We start from the raw sequence: 19,171 nt of genomic DNA on the forward strand, positions 1-19,171 counted from the left end.
AGAGCACTTCGACATGCTCGCCGCGGGTCGTTCGCGACCGGGTCTGGCTGCATGCCAATGCGTCCGCGCTTTTAGTCCACCCGATGATTTCTGCTGAATTTCCCCTCGTGCAAGAACGCGATGGTCTGCGCGATCGCCTCCCGGTTGCGCACCAGCCAGGGATGCGAGGTGCGGATCACGATGTGATCGGCCATGCCGTCGAGCCGGGTGTTGGCGACCGACACCCGGCCGTCATGCGGCCGCGGCAGGCCGATGGATGTGATCGGATAGACCGAGCGGTTGCCGGCGATGATGCCGGCGCAATAATCGATCGGGGGCAGCAGCGCGCTGGTCGCCGCATCGCGGCGGGTGACGAGCTGCTGGCCGGCCGGACCGAAATAGGCGCGATAAGCTGCGAGGTTCTTCAGGCGGTCGGCGATCTCGCTGCCGCCGTTCGGCGTGCCCAGCATCACGACGCGGCCGAGCCGCGCCGGGCGATGCCTTGCCAGATAGACGCGTGCCAGAAGCCCGCCCATCGAATGGCAGACGAAATGCACGGAGCCGTCGAGGCTGCTCGCGAATTGATCGAGCGAAGGATGGATGTCCTCGGCCAGCGCGTCGAGACCCTTGCGCCGGCTGTCATAGTCGAGATTGAGGGTGGCAAACCCGGCAGCCCTCAGCGCCAGCTCCATCCTGCGAAACGAGCGCGCCGTCCTGCTGATGCCGTGCAGCAGGACGACGCCGTCAAGCGTGGACGCCGCTTGACGCCGTTCGCTCACTTATAGTCGCGCTCTTGCCACCACGGGAAATAGTCGGGCATGTCCGACGACACCTTGTTCTTGAACTGCGCGGGGCGCTTTTCCAGGAACGACACCACGCCTTCCTTGACGTCATCGGAGCGGCCGCGGGCATAGATGCCACGGCTGTCGACCTTGTGCGCCTCCATCGGATCGTCGGCGCCCATCATGCGCCACATCATTTGGCGGATCAGCGCCACCGACACCGGCGCGGTCTTGGCCGTGAATTCCTTGGCGAGCGCACGGGCGGTCGGCAACAGGTCATCGGGCGGCACCACCTTGCTGACGAGCCGCCCGGCGAGCGCTTCCTGCGCCGGGAAGACGCGGCCGGAGTAGCACCATTCCAGCGCCTGCGAGATGCCGACGATGCGCGGCAGGAACCAGCTCGATGCGGCTTCCGGCACGATGCCGCGCTGGGAGAACACGAAGCCGAAGCGCGCGGCGTCGGAGGCGATGCGGATATCCATTGCAAGCTGCATGGTGACGCCGATGCCGACTGCCGGGCCGTTCACCGCGGCGATCACCGGCTTCAGGCACTTGAAGATCCGCAGCGTCACTTGCCCGCCGCCGTCGCGCACCTGCGGATCGCTGTAGTCGACGCTGCCGTCGGCATTGCGCTTGACCGGACCGCGCCGCGCATCGCGGTCGAAGGTGTTGGCGCCGGAGGAGAGATCGGCGCCGGCGCAGAAGCCGCGGCCTGCACCCGTCACGATGATCGCCCTGACGTCGTCGTCCTTGTCGGCTTTGTCGAACGCGTCGATCAGCTCCTGCTGCATCGTGGCGTTGAAGGCGTTGAGCTTGTCGGGCCGGTTCAGCGTGATGGTCAGGATCTGCTCGGCGACCTCGTACTTGATCGTCTCATACGCCATGGGGATGATTTCCTTCCTTTTATCCATTTGTCATTGCCGGGCTCGACCCGGCAATCCATCTCTGCTTTATGAAGAAGATGGATGCGCGGGTCGAGCCCGCGCATGACAATTCGGAAGGCCGAGGCGCTACTTCTTCGGCGGGGTCGGCCACGGCTTCTGCGGGCCGCGCAGGCCCTCGAACGCCTTGCCCATGCCGAGCACGCCGATGTCGTCAAAGCGGCGGCCGATGATCTGCAAGCCGATCGGAAAGCCCTTCTTGTCGTAGCCGCCGTTGATCGACAGCGCCGGGTTCTCCGACATATTCCACGGCACGGTAAAGCAGATGTGCTCGAACGGCTTTGCGGGGTCGTTGAGCGGCGCTGCGAACTCCGCCGGGAAGTTCACCACCGGCGACACCGGCGAGATCACGTAGTCGACCTCGCAGAACAATTTCGCGGCGGCTGCGCGGATCGCCATCGTCTGATTGAAGCCGCGCACCACGTCGACGCCGGAGAGCTTTGCGCCGGCCTCGGCCCAGTTGAGGATGTAGGGCAGGGTCTTGCCGCGCTCGGCCTGCGACAGTTTCGACAGCTCATCCCAGGTGCGGGCGCGCCAGAAATTGTCGAGCCCCTCAAGCATCTCGGGCGTCAGGATGCCGTCGATCTCGGTGATGACGGCGCCGGCGGATTCGAACGCCTTCGCCGCTTTCACGACGACCTCGCGAACCTCCTTCTCGACCTTCTGGCCGGAGCCGGCGTCGAGCATCAGCCCGATGCGCAGCTTGCGCGGCGACTTCTCCAGCGCCTTCCAGTTCACCTCGAGCGCCGGCAGGCTCATGCCGTCGCGGCGGTCGGGACGCGACAGCACGCTCATCATCAGCGCGGCGTCGTCGACGGTGCGGGTCATCGGACCGGCGACGCGGCCGACATAGGGCGGGTCGATCGGCACGCGGCCGAGGCTCGGTTTCAATGCGACGAGGCCGCACCAGTTGGCCGGCAGCCGCACCGAGCCGCCGATATCGGTGCCGAGATGCAAGGGACCATAGCCGGCAGCACCTGCCGCGCCCGCGCCGGCGCTCGAGCCGCCGGGGTTCTTGCTGACATCCCAGGGATTGCGGGTCAGGGGATGGAACGACGACAGGCCCGACGACAGCATGCCGTAGTCCGGCATCGTGGTCTTGGAGAAGATCACGCAGCCGGCCTCGCGCAGCCGCGCCGCAGGCGGCGCATCCTTCTCCGCGGGCGCCAGTTTGACGCTCGCCGCGCCCAGCGGCACCGGCTGCCCCTTGGTCGCGACATTGTCCTTGATGGTGGCGGGAACGCCATCGAGCGTGCCGGCCGGCTCGGCTTGCTGCCAGCGCTCGGTCGAGCTCTTGGCGACCTTTCGCGCCCCTTCCGGGTCGTACAGATACAGCGCCTTGATGTGCGGCTCCCAGGTCGCGACCTGGGAGATGATTTCCTCCAGCACCTCGGACGGCGAGAACTGCTTGGCACGATAGCCGGCGAGCAGGTCGACGGCGGAGAGATCGTGCAGCGACGTGATGGCGTCCCCTTTGGGCTTATGCATGCGCACCTGCCGGCATGCGTTTCTCGATGATGCGGGCGAACATGCTGGCGCCGATCGGCAGGATCTTGTCGTCGAGAACGTAACCGGGATTGTGAACGGGCACGGAGCCGTCATGGCCGACCCAGAAATACGCGCCGGGAACGGCCTGCATCATGTCGGCGAAATCCTCGCTGCCCATCTTGGGCGTCGAGCGCGTGATCACCTTGGCGGGGTCGACGACGGTGCGCGCGACTTCCTCGACGACGCGGGACTGCTCTTCCTGATTCACCAGCACGCTGAAGCCGTCGCGGATCTCGACCGAGATTTCGGCGCCGTATGCCGCCGCGAAGCCGGCGGAGATTTCGCGCATGCGCTTGCGGATCAGCTCACGGATCTCGTCGGAGAAGCAGCGCACCGTGCCGCACATCCAGGCTTCGCCGGGAATGACGTTGTACGCCGACCCGGAATGGATCTGCGTGATCGACAGCACCGCAGCCTGCAGCGGATCGACGTTGCGGCTGACGATCGACTGCAACGCCTGTCCGAGCGTCATTGCGATCACGACGGCGTCCTTGGAGCGCTCCGGCATCGCGCCATGGGCGCCGTAGCCCTGGATCCTGATGTCGAAGAAGTCGGCTGCGGCCATTGCCGGGCCCGGCAGGATGGCGATCTCGCCATGGTTCAGGTCGGGCGCGTTGTGCAGGCCATAGACCTCGTCGCAGGGGAACTGCTTGAACAGGCCGTCCTTGATCATGGCGCGCGCGCCGCCGAGGCCTTCCTCGGCCGGCTGGAAGATGAAATGCACGGTGCCGTCGAAATTGCGGGTCTCGGCGAGATAGCGTGCCGAGCCGAGCAGCATCGTGGTGTGGCCGTCATGGCCGCAGCCGTGGAAGCGGCCGGGAATTGTCGAACGCCACTTCAGATTGGTGTTCTCTTCCATCGGCAGCGCGTCCATGTCGGCGCGCAGGCCGATCTTCTTGGTGCCGTTGCCCTTGCCCTTGAGCACACCGACCACGCCGGTGCCGCCGAGGCCGCGATGCACCTCGATGCCCCAGCTCGTCAGCTTGTCGGCGACGATGCCTGAGGTGCGGACCTCCTCGAAGCCGATCTCGGGATGCGCATGCAGATCCCGTCTGATGGCGGTGAGTTCGTCGGCAAAACTGTCGATGCGCTCAATGGTCGGCATGGTCTCTCTATCCGTTTGTGCGTGATGGGGAGGAGGGGGTGAAAGCGGGGCCGTTCGGCTTGATACGAATGCCGGGACGCAAATGTTTCCACGGCAGCGTGGCGGTATCGGCCGGCATCGCGCCGGGAGCGGCGCAGATCAGCAGTTTCTCGGCGATCGGCTCGAAATCGGCGCGGAAGTGCACCGAGCTCTTGTTGACCAAAATCTTCTGTGCCGTCGGCTCGATGCCGACATAGCGGTACATCGCCTGGTCGGCAAGCTGGGCCTTGTAGGAGCCGACCACGACGCGGACGTCGCCGACTCGCAGGCAGGCCGAGGGACCCATATCCATGTCGCGGCCGCCGAAATAGGGGCCGGGAGCTACGAATTTGCCATCCGAGAGCTGTTCGACAACGAAAGTCGCCTTGTACGGCGCATCGCCGGGAATGCCGGACTTGCCGCCGAGCTCGAGCGTGACTGATGCCCCGACACCGGCGGTGTGCGCGGCCTTCGCGGATTGCGGGTCGTAGATCACGCCGGTTGCGGCACTCGCCTTGTTGCGCACCAGCGCGCGCAGCATGCCTGTCGTGTCGGAATCGCCGCCGGCGCCGGGATTGTCCTGGGTATCGGCGATGATGATCGGCTTGCTGGCCGATTGCGCCAGTTCCATCGCCAGCCGCACGCCTTCGTCAGGCGAATAGATCCGGCCGTCGAAATCATCCTCATGGCTCTCGACCAGGGCGACGAGCTTGTCGGCAGCGGCATCCGCTTCGGCCTGGGTCCGCCCATAGGCGAACACGCTCGGCCCGCAATCCCTGAAATCGGCGGCCGGGAAGCCCGGCGCAAACGACAGCGTCGGCACCGCGTCGCTCTCGAGCGCGGCGAGCTTTTGATAGATGCCTTTTGTGGGCTGGTCGTTGGTGCATTGCCAGCTGATCGGGATCAGGAACGGCAATTGCCGGAATGCCTTGGCGAAGCGCTGCCTGAACTTGAGCATCAGCGCAAGATGCCGGGCGCAGGCGCGGCCGGTTTCGGCCATGTCGACATGCGGATAGGTGCGGTAGGCAATCAGCGCGTCGGCATGTTCGATCATCTTCGGTGAAACGTTCGCATGCAGATCGAGGCTCGCCACCAGCGGCAGGTCGTTGCCGATCGCCTTGCGCACGCGGGCCAGCGTTTCGCCTTCACCGTCGTCATAATGCTCGGTGACCATGGCGCCGTGCAGGTCGAGATAGACGGCGTCGATCGGTCCGGCCGCGGCGATGCCGTCGACCATTTCGGTCACGATCCGCTCATACGCGTCCTTGCTGACATGCGCCGACGGGCTCGCCGCGGCGAAGATCGTCGGCACCAGCTCCCAGCTGTTGGCTTCCGCCGCCTCGACAAACCCGGCAAGGCCGACATTGATCTTGCGCATGACCTTGAGCACGTCTGCGCCATGCGTCATCGACGGCCAGCCGCCGCCATGCACGAAATCGTCATAGGTTGCCTTCGTCGGTGCGAAGGTGTTGGTCTCGTGCAGGAAGCCGCCAACGGCAATGCGGGTCATCAAGTCGGTCTCGATACGTTTCTTCGATTACGATGCGATCGTGACGACGCGCGTCATGACCTCATCGCGTTGGTTGGAGCGTGATCTCCGGGAAGACCGGTGTCCGCCTTCAGGGCCACGCTCTAGCGCGCGACGTTAAGCGTGTCGTCGCGCCAAGCGCAAGCCGTGGAGCACCAGCGGATTTGCATGCCCTCAGCGCAGTCCGCGGAGGGCCCCATGTAGCCTGGATGGAGCGAAGCGCAATCCGGGGTGTTTCGGGCGGCTGAGATTCCCCCGGATTTCGCGGAGCCTGTCATCGGGCGCGCGTTCGCGCGACCCGTTGGCTGAATCCGGGCTACGGATTGCTAGGCCGTTGCCACGAGGCCTTCCGAAACCGGGCGGAAATTCGCAAAATCCCAGCCGCGTCCGGGCGCCGCATCGAGCAGCGCGCGGGTATAGGCTTGCTGCGGATTGGTCAGCACCTCGGCGGCCGGTCCCTGTTCCACGACGCGGCCATGCTGCATCACGGCGACGTCGTCGCAGATTTGTGCGGCGACGCGCAAGTCATGCGTGATGAAGAGCAGCGCGATGCCCAGTCGACGCTGGATTTCGTCGAGCAGATCCAGAACCTGCGCCTGCACCGAGACGTCGAGCGCGGACACCGCCTCATCCGCGACGAGCACGTCGGGATCGAGCGCCAGCGCGCGCGCGATCGCGATGCGCTGGCGCTGGCCGCCGGAGAACTGGTGCGGATAGCGCGAGATCGCGTCGGGCGGCAAATGGACGAGCTCGAGCAGCTCGCGTGCCCGCGCCAGCGCATCCTTGCGCGGCATGCCGTAATTGATCGGGCCTTCCGCGATGCTCTCGCCGACAGTGACGCGCGGATTGAGTGAGCGGTAGGGATCCTGGAAGATGATCTGGATCTTCTGGCGATGCGGCTGCAACAGCCGGCGCGACAGGTCGGAGATCTCGCGGCCGGCGAGGCGTACCCCGCCCGAGGTGGGATCGATCAGGCGGACGATACAGCGCGCGACCGTCGACTTGCCGGAACCGCTTTCGCCGACGATGCCGAGCGTGCGGCCCTTGCGCAGAGTGAGCGTGACGTTGCTGGCGGCGGCGACCTCGCGGGCTTTGCCGTACAGCGACCGCTCCCGGTAGACCTTGCTGAGCTCGTTGGCTTCCAGCACCACCGGTTCCTTCGTCTCCGGGCGCGGCGCGCGCGGCACCAGGCTCGGCACCGACGACAACAGGTTGCGGGTGTACTCCATCTTCGGATTGCGCAGCACGTCCTGCAGCGGGCCGGTTTCGACAAGGCGGCCGTGGCGCATCACCGCGACGCGGTCGGCGATCTCGGCCACCACGCCCATGTCGTGGGTGATGAACAGAACAGCGGTACCGTGATCGCGTTGCAGGTCGCGGATCAAGGTGAGGATCTGCTTCTGCGTGGTGACGTCGAGCGCGGTGGTCGGCTCATCGGCGATCAGGAGCTTCGGCTCCAGAACCAATGCCATCGCGATCATGATGCGCTGGCGCTGGCCGCCCGACAGGCGGTGCGGGTAGGAGGAGAAGATGCGCTCGACGTCCGGCAGCCGCACATGCTCCATCATCGCCAAAATCTTCTGGCGCCGCGCGCGGGCGTCGAGATCGGTGTGGGCGCGCAGCACTTCGTCGATCTGGCGGCCGACCGGCACGACGGGATTGAGCGCGGTCATCGGCTCCTGGAAGATCATCGCCATCCGCGTGGCGCGGAGCTGGCGCAGCCGCCGGTCGCTGGCGGTGAGCAGTTCCTCGCCGACCAGCTTGACGCTGCCGCCGGACGGCACCAGCGTGCCCTTCTGCAACAGGCCCATCACGGTGAGCGAGGTCACCGACTTGCCGGAGCCGCTTTCGCCGACCAGGCAGAGCGTCTCGCCCTCGCGCACCTGCAGCGACAGGTCGTCGATGATGCGATGCGCGTCCGTCTTGCGGCCGAGGCCGACGACGAGGTTGTTGATGTCGAGGACGACGTTGGTCATGTCAGGCTCTCTTGGCGCGGCTGCGGCGAGCGCGGCGACGGAATTGTCCACGGTCATTCCGGGGCGATGCGAAGCATCGAACCCGGAATCTCGAGATTCCGGGTCTGGTGCTAACGCACCATCCCGGAATGACGGCTTCAATTGGCATTGAAGCCGTCACTTGCCCTCACGCTGCTTCATGCGGGGATCGAGCGCGTCGCGCGCGGCGTCGCCGATCAGGTTGACGCTGAGAATCGCGATCGAGAGCAGCAGCCCCGGCCAGAAGATCAGCGACGGCTTGACCTGGAAGTAGGCGCGGCCCTCGGCCATGATGTTGCCCCAGGTCGGCGTTTCCGGCGAGATGCCGGCGCCGAGGAACGACAGGATCGCCTCGGTCAGGATCGCGGACGCGCAGACATAGGTGCCTTGCACGATCAGCGGCGCAATCGTGTTCGGCATCAAATGCCGCCACATGATCTTCGGCAAGCTGGTGCCGAGCGAGATCGCGGCTTCGACATAAGGCTCCTCGCGTGCGGTCAGCACCACCGAGCGCACCAGCCGCGCCACGCGCGGGATCTCGGGGATGGTGATCGCGACCATCACGGTCCAGATGCTGGCGCCCGACAGCGACACCACGGCGATCGCGAGCAGGATGGCGGGGATCGCCATCAAGCCGTCCATCACGCGCATCAGCACCGCATCGACCCAGCGGAAGAAACCGGCGACGAGGCCGATCAGAAGACCGATGGCGATCGAACAGACGGCTGCGCCGAGCCCGATCACCAGCGAGATCCGTGCGCCGTAGATGATGCGCGACAACAGGTCGCGGCCATAAGCGTCGGTGCCGAGCAGATATTGTGCGCTCGACGGCTTCAGCCGCTGCGACGGCGTCAGCAGCAGAGGATCATGCGGCGCAAGCAGCGGCGCGAAGATCGCCATCAGGATGATGAGGGCGAGGCAGATCGTCGCAATTGCGATGATCGGCGTCGACGTCAGGAAGCCGAACTTGACGCGGAACGGCCGGGTAACGGGGATAGTGGATTCAGGAAGAGTTTCGATCGCCATTGCTCAGTACCGGATACGAGGATCGAGCAGGGTGTAGGCGAGGTCGATCAACAGATTGACCGCGACATAGATACCCGACGTCAAGAGGATCATCGCCTGGATCACCGGGTAGTCGCGCGCCAGCACCGCATCGACGGTGAGGCGGCCGATGCCGGGCAGGTTGAACACGCTTTCCGTGACGACGACCCCGGAGATCAACAGCGCGAAGCCGGAACCGATCACCGTGATGACCGGCACGGCCGCGTTGCGCAGCGCATGGCGCAGCAGCACGCCGGTCTCGCCGATGCCCTTGGCGCGCGCCGTGCGCACGTAATCCTCACCGAGCACGTCGAGCATCGAGGCCCGCGTCATGCGCGCGATCAGCGCGACGTAGATGAAGGAGAGGGTGCAGGTCGGCAGGATGATGCGCTCGAAGAACGGGCCGAAGCCGGCCGAGATGCTCTTGAAGCCCTGTACTGGAACCCAGCGCAGATCGATCGCAAAGATCTGGATCAGCACATAGCCGATCACGAACACCGGCACCGAGAAGCCGAGCACCGACAGACCCATCACGAAGCGGTCGATCCAGGTGCCGTGTTTCCACGCCGCGATCACGCCGAGCGGCACCGCCACCAAGATCGAGAGGATGATGGTGGCCAGCGCGACCGAGATCGAGGGCTCGAGGCGCGGGGCGATCATCTCGAGGATCGGCTTGTTCGAGATCAGGGAGACGCCGAGGTCGCCGTGCAGCAACTTGGCGACCCAGGTGTAGAACTGGATGTAGATCGGCTCGTTCAGACCAAGCGAGGTCCTGATACGTTCGAGCTGTTCGGGCGTCGCGTTGTCGCCGGCAAGGATGGCGGCGGGGTCGCCCGGCGTCAGCCGCAGCAACAGGAACACGAACAGAGCCACCACGCCCATCACGGGAATGGCGGCGAGGATGCGGCGAAGCAGATATCCGAGCAAATTGGATCCGTTGGGTTGTGGTCGATGAAGTCCCCAGCGGGGACCGTTGCACACCGGACCGTAGCACAGATGGTAAGAGACACACGGCAGAACTTGAGCAAGTCCCATGCCATCGGTGCTGCGGTTTTTGCGGTGCAGCTAATCAGTCCTGTTGGTGCGATTATTCCTCCGGTGAAGTTCGAAGCAGTCCACTGGAAGGTGGATTGATTTCAGCTTTGCGCGCGTTGGCAGGCACGTCGAGCCCGGCAGCCAACGTCGGCGCCATCGGCGGCGTGTCGAGGTCGCGCCAATCGTCGATCGCCTGGGCCACCATCTGCGCCGTCGCCGCCGACAGCGTCCAACCGAGATGACCGTGGCCGGTGTTGTAGAACACGCCCGGAATCCGTCCGGCGCGAACCACCGGCATCATGTTCGGCATCATCGGGCGCAGGCCCGCCCATGGCACGACTTTCGACGCATCGATCTTTGGGAAATGATGCCGCACCCAGTCCACCAGCGGTTGAATGCGGTCGGCGCGAATGTCGCGGTTGAAGCCGTTGAACTCGGCGGTGCCGGCGATGCGGAAGCGGTCGGCGCCGAGCCGGCTGGTGACGATCTTCGCAGCTTCATCGAGCAGGCTGACGGTTGGGGCGGCGTTCCGGCTTTGCGGCGCATCGAGCTGCACCGTGATCGAATAGCCCTTCACCGGATAGACATTGACGCGATCGTTGAGCAGGCTGGCGAAGTGGCGGCTCGCCACGCCTGCGCAAATCACGATCCCGTCCGCTTGCAATTGATGCCGCGTCGCGACCGCAGCTTCGTGTGAAGCAGCTTCGTTCCAGCCGATGCGGAAGCCGTCATCGCCGCGTGCGATCGTGTCGACGTCGGCTTCATGGACAAAGCTCGCGCCACGGCGGACGCAGGCGTCGGCAAGTCCACGCGTGAACTTGTGGATATCGCCGGTCGCGTCCGACGGCGTGAAGAAGCCGCCATAGCAGGTTGTCTGCAGCGCGGGTTCGATGATGCGGATTTCGTCTGATGTCACCGGTCGGCGGTCGAGCCCGCCTTGCTGCAGCAGCGTGTTGACCTTGAGGCCCGCCTCGAATCCGGCCTTGTCGTGATAGACGTGCAGGATGCCGCGGCGTTCGAGATCGAAGGCGATGTTCTCGCGCTGTGCGATCGAGAACAGGTGCTTGCGCGCTTCGATTGCGAGCCGCGTGGTCTCGATGGTGTTGCTGCGATAGCGCGTGATGTGGCCTACGAACTCGCCGATCCAGGAATATTTGTGCCAGCTCGGCTTCGGGTTCATCAGCAGCGGCGCGTCGCTTCTCAGCATCCAGCGCAGCCCCTTCAGGATGGTCGCGGCACTGTTCCACACTTCGGCGTTGCTGGCGGACAATTGTCCGCCATTGGCGAACGAGGTTTCCATCGCGGCGTAGCGATGCCTGTCGAGGACAGTCACCTTGTAGCCGCGTTCAAGCAGGGCATAGGCCGTCGTTACGCCGGTGATGCCGGCGCCGATGATCGCGATGTGTGGCATGATGGTTGTCAGGCTCCCGTGGGTTAGAGTCGCCGAACAGCCGGTGAAACCGGCATCGGCGCCCCATCTGTCACGGTACCTGAGAGCTTGATCCGCATCGGGCCGGGGCCGGAAGCGAACTATCCCCTTCGGTGGACGTCACGGCCCCTTGATGTGCGGCCATGTTCGTCTCTCTCCAGATTGTCCTGACGATACAGTCCTTTTGCCTGAGAGTTTCCGGGGCGGTTGCTCCGTCGGCGCCGAAGGCAACAACACGAATGTTGTCGCTTCGATCTCTCCCGCATCGTCGCGTTGGACGGCCGGACCGTAGGCGAAGCCTTAAAAATGGACAAGGCTAAATTTCGGTCCGGCAGTGCCAACGTGTTGTGCAGTGCAATCGATGTCAGTCCAGCGTCGCCAGCAGCGCCGCCATCAGGCGGCCGCGTTCGGCGAGGCTGTCGACCTCGATATGTTCGTTGAGTGTATGCGCATCGGCGCCGCGAACGCCGAGGCCGTCGAGCGTGGGGATGCCCATCGCGCCGGTGAAGTTGCCGTCCGAGCCGCCGCCGGCGCTGCCGTGCGGCAGATCGAGACCCATCGCCGCCGCAAGACCTTTTGCCTTTTCGTAGAGCGCCATGGTGCCCGCATCAGGTTCCCACACCGGGCGAGTGACGCCGCGCGTCACCTTGAAGGTGACGTCGTTGGCGGTACCCGACAGTGCCAGCATGCGCTCGACGCCACGGTCGAGATCGGCCTGGCGTTTGGCCATGCTGAGCGCTTCGCCGGTGCAGGTCGTCGCGACGCAATTGACCCACTGGCCGCCATGCACGATGCCGACCGAGAATGTGCAGTCCTCGGTGGTCATGCCGTCGATGGCGATGATCTGCCGCGCCATCTCGCGGATCGCGGAACGCCCGGAAGACAGCGTCGCGCCGGCATGGCTGGGCTTGCCGGTGGCTTCCAGATTGAAGCGCGCGATCGCATAGCGGCCGGTGACGACGCCGTTGTTCGGGCGGCCGGGCTCCGGCACCAGCACGTACTTGTTGCGCGCGGCTTCCGCCTCGATGATGTCGCGCGTCGACGGTGTGCCGACCTCTTCATCGGGAGTGAACAGCACGGTGATCGGCAGCGGCGTGGTGAAGGAGGCGCGCGCCAATTGCCTGATCGCCTCGATCGACAGGTAGTTGCCGCCCTTCATGTCGAAGATGCCCGGCCCGAAGCACTTGTTGCCCTCGCGCCGCCACTTCAGCTTCTCGATGGTGCCGACCGGGTGCACGGTGTCCAGATGGCCTGATATCAGGATGCCGGGCTGGCCTTGTTTCGGATGGGGGAAACGGGCGCGCACGCAGCCCGCGAAGCCCTGGCGTCCGGCGATGCGCTCGATCGTCGCACCCATGATCGCCATCTCGCGCGCGGCGAGATCGAGCATGCGCTCGACCGCGGCGGCGTCCCAGGTCGGGCTTTCGCATTCCACCCAGCTGCGCAGGCCCTGCAACATCGTTTCGGAATCAAAGGGGAGATTGGCTGGGTTCATCGTTGTTCTCTCTTGTTGTTCTGACGGCGCCGGCATCGCGCGCGCGTTACGAAAATCTCAGCCGATGATTTTGTAAAGCCAAAATCTGGCGTGCGGCCTCATTCGTTTGTGTACGTCCGATGCGGCCTGAAACCGATTGACGCGCTTGGCGCTTGGTGCAAGTCTCGATTTCACAAGCCATACAGCATGTTAGTTCGCCTAAATAACGAACCGCGTGCATAACGAATAAGCCGGCTTTGACCAGTTACACGTCAGGAGAGTTTGCATGTTCCCTATCTCGCGTTGGAAGCACCGCACGCTGGCGGCCGCGTTGACGGCGCTCGCGCTGTCGTTCGCGCCGCAGGAATTGTCATTCGCACCGCAGGCGATGGCCGCGGGCAAGACCATCACCGCGGTGATGCACTCGGATCTGCGCGTCATCGATCCGATCATGACCACGGCCTACATCACCCGCGATCATGGCTACATGATCTATGACACGCTGCTGGCGACGGATTCCAATTTCAAGATCCAGCCGCAGATGGCGGACTGGAAGGTCTCCGACGACAAGCTGACCTACACGTTCACACTGCGCGACGGCCTGAAGTGGCACGACGGCGCACCGGTCACCGCGGAAGACTGCGTCGCCTCGCTGAAGCGTTGGGGCAAGGTCGACGGCATGGGCCAGAAGCTGATGGACTTCACGGCGAGCCTGGAGGCGACCGACGCCAAGACCATCACGCTGAAGCTGAAGGAACCCTACGGCCTCGTGCTGGAATCGATCGGCAAGCCGTCGTCGCGCGTGCCGTTCATGATGCCGAAACGTCTTGCCGAGACGCCGCCGGACAAGCCGATCCCGGAACAGATCGGCTCCGGACCGTTCAAATTCGTGCAGGCGGAATTCCAGCCGGGCGTGAAGGCGGTCTATGAGAAGAACAAGGACTACGTGCCGCGCAAGGAGCCGGCGAGCTGGACCGCGGGCGGCAAGGTGGTCAAGGTCGACCGCGTCGAGTGGGTCACGATGGCCGATGCGCAGACCGCGGTGAACGCGTTGCAATCCGGCGACATCGATTTCATGGAGAACCTTCCGTTCGACATGCTGCCGGTGCTCGAAGCCAATCCGGATCTCAAGATCGACGTCCTGAACAAGTTCGGCTTCCAGACCCTCGGACGCATGAACTTCCTCTATCCGCCGTTCGACAATCCGAAGGTGCGCCGGGCTGCGTTCCTGGCGATGAACCAGAAGGACGTGCTGGACGCGCTGGTCGGCAACGCCAAGTACCAGAAGATCTGCGGCGCCTTCTTCGTCTGCGGCACGCCGCTCGAGACCGACGTCGGAGCCGAAACGCTGGTGAAGGGCAACGGCCTGGCGGAAGCCAAGAAGGCGCTCGCCGCGTCCGGTTATGACGGCACCCCCGTGGTGATCATGGCGCCGGGCGACGTCACGACGTTGAAGGCCCAGCCGGTCGTGGCTGCGCAGCAGTTGCGCGAGGCCGGCTTCAAGGTCGACCTGCAGGCCACCGACTGGCAGACCGTGGTGACCCGCCGCGCCAGCCAGAAGCCGCCGAAGGAAGGCGGCTGGAACATGTTCTTCACCAACTGGGTCGCGGCCGACGTCTCCGATCCGATCGTCAACGCGTCGATCACCGGTCGCGGCAAGAATGGCGGCTGGTTCGGCTGGGCCGAGGACGCGAAGATCGAGGAGCTGCGTGACAAGTTCGCACGCGCCGGCTCGGCTGAGGAAAAGAAGAAGATCGCCGCGGAAATCCAGACCGAGGCCTACGATCAGGTGATCTACGTTCCGCTCGGCCAGTACACCGTTCCGAGCGCGTGGCGGAAGTCGCTGACCGGTGTGCTCGACGGTCCGGCGACGCCGATCTTCTGGAATATCGACAAGTCCGAGTAAGCCTCGGCACGATGCAACGCAAATGGCCGGGACTTGTCCCGGCCATTTTTCTTTTCGCTTTCTTCGCTGTCGCTCGTCAGGTGTGACTGTCGCGGAGCTGTTCCAGTCCGCCATCAAGAGGTGGCCCGCTCTGTGGTGCGCGCTCCGGCGGGGAGGGGCGGTCCTTGCGCGGATCGCGTTGATCGGTCGGGCGCTGCGCTGGCGGATCGTCGTTCGGCATCGTCATGCTCCAATTGCTGCATGACAACAATGATGCCGTGGACTGGTTCCGAAGCGGCGGCCGCTAATGTGAATGGCCCGATCGCGCGGCAGCCGCACTCGACAGGCTCGTAAGCTGCGTCTGTCCGATGCCGGTTCCGTTGATCCAGACCGCCGCACCTGCGCCAAGCGCCAGCAATCCGTACAGCATGATCGCGCCGCGGATCCATCGCCGGTAGATCGCGCGGTCAGCGGGCGTCGCGTCGCGGAAATTCCATGCATTGAGCCCGTTGCTGCAATGAGCCGCATCGTCGCCATGCTCGAGAGCAGAGGCACCATGATCGCGCGCCGTTTCGCCAGCAATCCGATTGCTCTTGGCAATCCGATTGCGGTTCGCAATCTCCATCGCCGCCTCCGACCAAAATTGATTTCGACATGCGACGGCCGCGAAATGCGCGGCCCGAATTTCCAATGTGGGAAGACTACGACAGTCGGCGATCGCGGCGTGTGAACTGCGCCACAGCCGGAAAACACCACGCTGGCCCGTTCGGGTGCGCGTGGCATGTGAGGGCTGGTGCGGGCGGTGGGACTCGAACCCACACGACGTTGCCATCGAGGGATTTTAAGTCCCTTGCGTCTACCAGTTCCGCCACGTCCGCGTTGCGCCAGGCGCGCCGATTTCTAGCGCGTTTGGGCGCGGAGTGGAATTGTCATTATCCGGTGCTAACAGGTGCGCTTTCAAAGGCTTAAGCGGCGGCCCGCAATTCCATTTGCCTCGGCGGCCGAGCATTGGGATAAGCAGCGCGCCGCCGCGATTGAGCCTCAATCCGGACACCGGTGGCTGCTTTAGGCAATCTCAACACTGTCCGGTTAAGAAAGCTGAATGTCCGTTCGTTTCCCACGCCGCCTGAAGCTCTCTCGCGCGGCGGCCTCCATTGCGCTGCTCGCCTCGGCCGCGGGCGTGTCCGGCTGCGCGCAGATCGGCGACAGCGTGCCGTCGGCGTTCGCCGATCCCGCCAAGTACGAGCTCTATGATTGCAAGCAACTCGAGACCGAGCGCAGCAGCCTCAAGACCCGCGCGGCGGATCAGGAAAAATTGATGGCCAAGGCGGAGACCGGCGTCGGCGGTACCGTGGTCTCCGAGATGGTCTATCGCAACGAGCTGATCTCGATCCACTCCCAGCAGAAGCTGGCGGATGAGGCCTGGCGCAAGGGCAAGTGCCATGAAAGCCCGCCGGACACGCCTGCGGCCGCGGCACCCGCTGCCCCGACGCCGGCGGCGAAGGGCCCGCGCGCGCCGCGAGGCCTCGTCCACTAAGCCTGCGTGCCCAGACGAGCCGGTTATGATTGGCCGAGTTCAGGCGCGCCAATCGTAGATCCAGTCCTGCCGCGCCAGCATGCGCTCCGGACCGATGGCGCGGATCGCCAGATCGCGCGCGATCGCCGCCGGCCCGCCCAGATGATAGATGCGGCCCTGCTGTCGCGCCAGGCGCTGCACTTTCAGCACGCGCCCGCGCCGCATCCGTGCGTAGCGCTTCAGCGCGGCGGGAATGCCTGCGGTGTTTTCTCCGGTGCTGTCGCTCAGGGCCTTGGCGAGCACGGCCGCATCCTCGATCGCCATGCCGGCGCCTTGTGCGGCAAACGGCAACATCGCATGCGCGGCATCGCCGAGCAGCGTCACCGCGCCTTCGCTCCAGCGACCGAGGTCGGGCAGGGTGAACAGCGCCCATTTGCGCCAGCCATCGACCGCGCCGATCAGCATCCGCGCCGTCGCGGGCCAGCGCGCGGTGGCGAATGCAGCCTTGATCTCGTTGATGTCGCCGGGCTCGCTCCAGCCCGGCCGGTTCCAGGTACCCGATACGATCGCGACCACGTTGACCTGGCGTCCGGCCGAGATCGGATAGGCGACGAGATGCGCGTCCGGTCCCATCCAGAGCTGCACGCGCGGTGCGGTGTATTCATGCGGCAGGGCAGTGGCGTCCAGCGTGCCGCGCCAGGCGATCAGGCCGGAGAATTGCGGCTGTACATCCGGAAACAAATGTCCGCGCACCGACGACCAGATGCCGTCGGCGCCGATCAGCGCAACGGCCAATTCCTCCTGCCGTGAATTGCCGTGGCGTTGGACGACGGTGAGGCCTCTGGCATGCTTGGTCACATCCTCGAACTGGCAGCCGAGCCGCAGATCGATATCGGGATGGTCGCTCGCGGCGGCCTGCAGCGCGGCCTGCAGGTCGGCGCGGTGGATCACCCAATAGGGTGCGCCGGCGCGAAACTCGGCGGCCTGGCCCAGCGGCATCCGTGCGATCTCGCCACCGGCCCGCGCGCTCAGGATGTTGACCGATTCAGGCGTGACCGCGCGCCGTGCAAGCGGTTCCTTGAGCCCGAGCTCGACCAGGATGCGGCTCGCATTGGGAGAGAGCTGGATGCCGGCGCCGGCTTCCTCGAGCCGTTCGGCCTTCTCCAGCACGATGACGCGAAAGCCCTGTGCCGCCAGTGTCAGCGACGCCGTCAGTCCTCCGATCCCGGCGCCTGCAACGATGACGGTTCGCGTCAGCGCCACGGAGCGGTCAGGCGACCTTGTCTTTCAGCACGCATTCCGGCGGCCGCGCTTCGCCGGCCGCGAGGTCGGACGCGAAGCGATAGAGCGTCGAGCAGTACGGACAGATGATCTCGTTGTCGTTGCCGAGGTCGAGGAACACGTGCGGGTGGTCGAACGGCGGGTTGGCGCCGACGCACATGAACTCCTGCGATCCGATTTCGATCACCGAGACACCGGCATCGTTATGGAAGTGCGGGACGACGTGGTCGGACATATTCTCACCTTGATGGCAACGATGGGCAGACGCAATCAACAGCATGCGGCATCGCGAAATGCCGCGCACCATACTGGCGGGAACAGTTGATTCCTAGAGCCCCGATGGCTCATTTGCTCATGCAAATTCGACACAATCTTGTCGTCCCAGAGAAGCCCTCCTTTGGTCGGAGCCGTTGTGTCGCAAAAACGGCACACTATTTCCAAGGCGAGTAAAACTAGAGGTTTTAGCGGAATGAATCGGGTGCGCGTCAGCTTGGCGGTGGTCGGCATGGCAGCAAGTGCTGCCGTGGGCGCGGCCATTTGGCCGCACGCCCGTGACGCCGGCACCGCGCTGGCGGCGCGGGACGATCCCGCTGCGCTCGCCGACATCAGGCTCAATTCCGTGCTGCGCAACAACCCGGCGTTGATCTCCGACAATATCGAGGCGGCGCTGGCCTCCGGCGATGCCGACCTTGCGATGAGCTTTGTCGAACTCGCCGGCGAGAAGAACATCGCGCTTAGTGATGATCTCACCAAGCGCGTCGACGACGCGCGCGCCGAGCAATCGTCCACCATGCATTTCGCCAAGGGCTTCGCCACCGGCCTGGTGACCGGCAATGCCGACGATGTCGCAAGCCTGTCCGGCACGGTCGCCGGCGACCTGTTCGTGTTCGGCGATGTCAGGGACGTCGTGCGCGAGGGCAAGCATCTCGTGATGGGCGAGGACACCGACCAGCTGGTGCTCGGCCTTGCCGCCGCCGGGCTTGCGGTGACCGCGGCAACCTATGTGTCGGTTGGTGGCGCCGGGCCGCTGCGTGCCGGGCTGACGCTGGTCAAGGATACGCGCAAGGCCGGCCGGCTGAGCGAGGGGATGATCGAATGGGCCGGGCGTTCGACCCGCGAGGTCGTCGACCAGCCGGCGCTGCGCGAGGCGGTCGCATCCGGCTCGGTGCTGCGGCCGGTGGAAACCGCAACCGCGATCCGCGCGGCCTTCCGCGCCGAGAAGGCCGGCGCGCTGGTGCGCGTCGCCAAGGACGTCGGGCGCATCGGCGAAGCGGCCGGGGTTCGCGCGGCGCGGGATACGCTGAAGGTCGCCGAGAACCCGAAGGAGATCGCGCGGGCGGCGCGGATCGCCGAGGTGAAGGGCGGCCAGACCCGCGCGATCCTGAAGCTGCTCGGCCGCGGCGCGCTGCTGCTGGCCGCCGGCGCATTCAATCTCACCATGTGGCTGTTCGGCGCGCTGCTGGCGCTGTTCGGCTTCCTGTCGTCGATCAAGGCCACTACCGAACGGGCCACCGCCTGGTGGCTTAGACGAAGCAAGGCGCTGCGCCTGAAGCGGCAGATGGCCGCTCAGGCTACCTTGGCGAGTATGCCCGCCCAGGGTTAGGCTTGCGGT

The 19,171-nt window shown here is 65.1% G+C and carries 16 protein-coding genes, 1 tRNA gene and 2 riboswitches; of the genes, 3 read left to right on the forward strand and 14 right to left on the reverse strand.

Annotation, left to right across the window (positions count from 1 at the left end):
* Nucleotides 1-71: 71 nt before the first annotated feature.
* From E2I15_RS01960 to E2I15_RS02005, 10 genes are all read right to left on the reverse strand, one after another.
* Nucleotides 72-758, reverse strand: coding sequence for an alpha/beta hydrolase (locus tag E2I15_RS01960; RefSeq protein WP_137479975.1), 687 nt, complete (start codon nt 756-758; stop codon nt 72-74).
* Nucleotides 755-1,645: a crotonase/enoyl-CoA hydratase family protein gene (locus E2I15_RS01965; protein WP_137479974.1), complete on the reverse strand. Its 891-nt coding sequence runs from the start codon at nt 1,643-1,645 to the stop codon at nt 755-757. Before E2I15_RS01965 ends, E2I15_RS01960 begins: the two co-directional genes overlap by 4 nt.
* 126 nt (nt 1,646-1,771) lie before the next feature.
* Complete coding sequence (locus E2I15_RS01970) at nt 1,772-3,190, reverse strand: amidase (RefSeq protein ID WP_137479973.1); 1,419 nt, start codon at nt 3,188-3,190, stop codon at nt 1,772-1,774.
* Complete coding sequence (locus E2I15_RS01975; RefSeq protein WP_137479972.1) at nt 3,183-4,355, reverse strand: M20 aminoacylase family protein; 1,173 nt, start codon at nt 4,353-4,355, stop codon at nt 3,183-3,185. Before E2I15_RS01975 ends, E2I15_RS01970 begins: the two co-directional genes overlap by 8 nt.
* 7 nt (nt 4,356-4,362) lie before the next feature.
* On the reverse strand, nt 4,363-5,883 hold the full coding sequence (locus E2I15_RS01980; protein ID WP_137479971.1) for a M81 family metallopeptidase: 1,521 nt from the start codon (nt 5,881-5,883) through the stop codon (nt 4,363-4,365).
* 344 nt (nt 5,884-6,227) lie between these two features.
* On the reverse strand, nt 6,228-7,877 hold the full coding sequence (locus E2I15_RS01985) for an ABC transporter ATP-binding protein (protein WP_137479970.1): 1,650 nt from the start codon (nt 7,875-7,877) through the stop codon (nt 6,228-6,230).
* Nucleotides 7,878-8,033: 156 nt separating this feature from the next.
* A complete protein-coding gene (locus E2I15_RS01990) occupies nt 8,034-8,921 on the reverse strand; it encodes an ABC transporter permease (RefSeq protein ID WP_137479969.1) in 888 nt (295 codons plus the stop codon).
* A 3-nt stretch (nt 8,922-8,924) separates the two neighbouring features.
* Nucleotides 8,925-9,866, reverse strand: a complete 942-nt coding sequence (locus E2I15_RS01995; RefSeq protein WP_170991604.1) for an ABC transporter permease — start codon at nt 9,864-9,866, stop codon at nt 8,925-8,927.
* A gap of 160 nt (nt 9,867-10,026) precedes the next feature.
* The gene (locus E2I15_RS02000; protein ID WP_137479968.1) at nt 10,027-11,385 is read right to left on the reverse strand and encodes a D-amino acid dehydrogenase; all 1,359 of its coding nucleotides are present in this window, start codon (nt 11,383-11,385) and stop codon (nt 10,027-10,029) included.
* Between the two features lie 63 nt (nt 11,386-11,448).
* A riboswitch (glycine riboswitch) is annotated at nt 11,449-11,568 on the reverse strand.
* Nucleotide 11,569: 1 nt separating this feature from the next.
* A riboswitch (glycine riboswitch) is annotated at nt 11,570-11,676 on the reverse strand.
* A 91-nt stretch (nt 11,677-11,767) separates the two neighbouring features.
* Nucleotides 11,768-12,898, reverse strand: a complete 1,131-nt coding sequence (locus E2I15_RS02005; protein WP_137479967.1) for a M20/M25/M40 family metallo-hydrolase — start codon at nt 12,896-12,898, stop codon at nt 11,768-11,770.
* Nucleotides 12,899-13,163: 265 nt separating this feature from the next.
* Between E2I15_RS02005 and E2I15_RS02010 the strand changes: the two genes are divergently transcribed.
* Nucleotides 13,164-14,783 carry an ABC transporter substrate-binding protein gene (locus tag E2I15_RS02010; RefSeq protein WP_137479966.1) on the forward strand — a complete coding sequence of 540 codons (1,620 nt, stop codon included), beginning with the start codon at nt 13,164-13,166 and terminating at the stop codon, nt 14,781-14,783.
* Nucleotides 14,784-15,066: 283 nt separating this feature from the next.
* Here the strand turns inward: E2I15_RS02010 and E2I15_RS02015 are convergent, their stop codons facing one another.
* The gene (locus E2I15_RS02015; RefSeq protein ID WP_137479965.1) at nt 15,067-15,594 is read right to left on the reverse strand and encodes a hypothetical protein; all 528 of its coding nucleotides are present in this window, start codon (nt 15,592-15,594) and stop codon (nt 15,067-15,069) included.
* A tRNA-Leu gene (locus tag E2I15_RS02020) sits at nt 15,554-15,640 on the reverse strand. Before E2I15_RS02020 ends, E2I15_RS02015 begins: the two co-directional genes overlap by 41 nt.
* A gap of 224 nt (nt 15,641-15,864) precedes the next feature.
* On the opposite strand from E2I15_RS02020, the gene E2I15_RS02025 reads away from it, so the two are divergent.
* Nucleotides 15,865-16,299 (forward strand): twin-arginine translocation pathway signal, encoded by a 435-nt coding sequence (locus tag E2I15_RS02025; protein ID WP_137479964.1) that lies wholly within the window; start codon nt 15,865-15,867, stop codon nt 16,297-16,299.
* A gap of 39 nt (nt 16,300-16,338) precedes the next feature.
* On the opposite strand, the gene E2I15_RS02030 is transcribed toward E2I15_RS02025, so the two are convergent.
* Nucleotides 16,339-17,541 (reverse strand): FAD-dependent monooxygenase, encoded by a 1,203-nt coding sequence (locus E2I15_RS02030; protein ID WP_137479963.1) that lies wholly within the window; start codon nt 17,539-17,541, stop codon nt 16,339-16,341.
* Between the two features lie 7 nt (nt 17,542-17,548).
* A complete protein-coding gene (locus E2I15_RS02035) occupies nt 17,549-17,794 on the reverse strand; it encodes a zinc-finger domain-containing protein (protein ID WP_018272338.1) in 246 nt (81 codons plus the stop codon).
* Between the two features lie 234 nt (nt 17,795-18,028).
* On the opposite strand from E2I15_RS02035, the gene E2I15_RS02040 reads away from it, so the two are divergent.
* Nucleotides 18,029-19,162 carry a hypothetical protein gene (locus tag E2I15_RS02040; protein ID WP_137479962.1) on the forward strand — a complete coding sequence of 378 codons (1,134 nt, stop codon included), beginning with the start codon at nt 18,029-18,031 and terminating at the stop codon, nt 19,160-19,162.
* Nucleotides 19,163-19,171: the final 9 nt, after the last annotated feature.

It is taken from the genome of Bradyrhizobium sp. BR2003 (assembly GCF_009720285.1).
GTDB lineage: Bacteria > Pseudomonadota > Alphaproteobacteria > Rhizobiales > Xanthobacteraceae > Bradyrhizobium > Bradyrhizobium elkanii.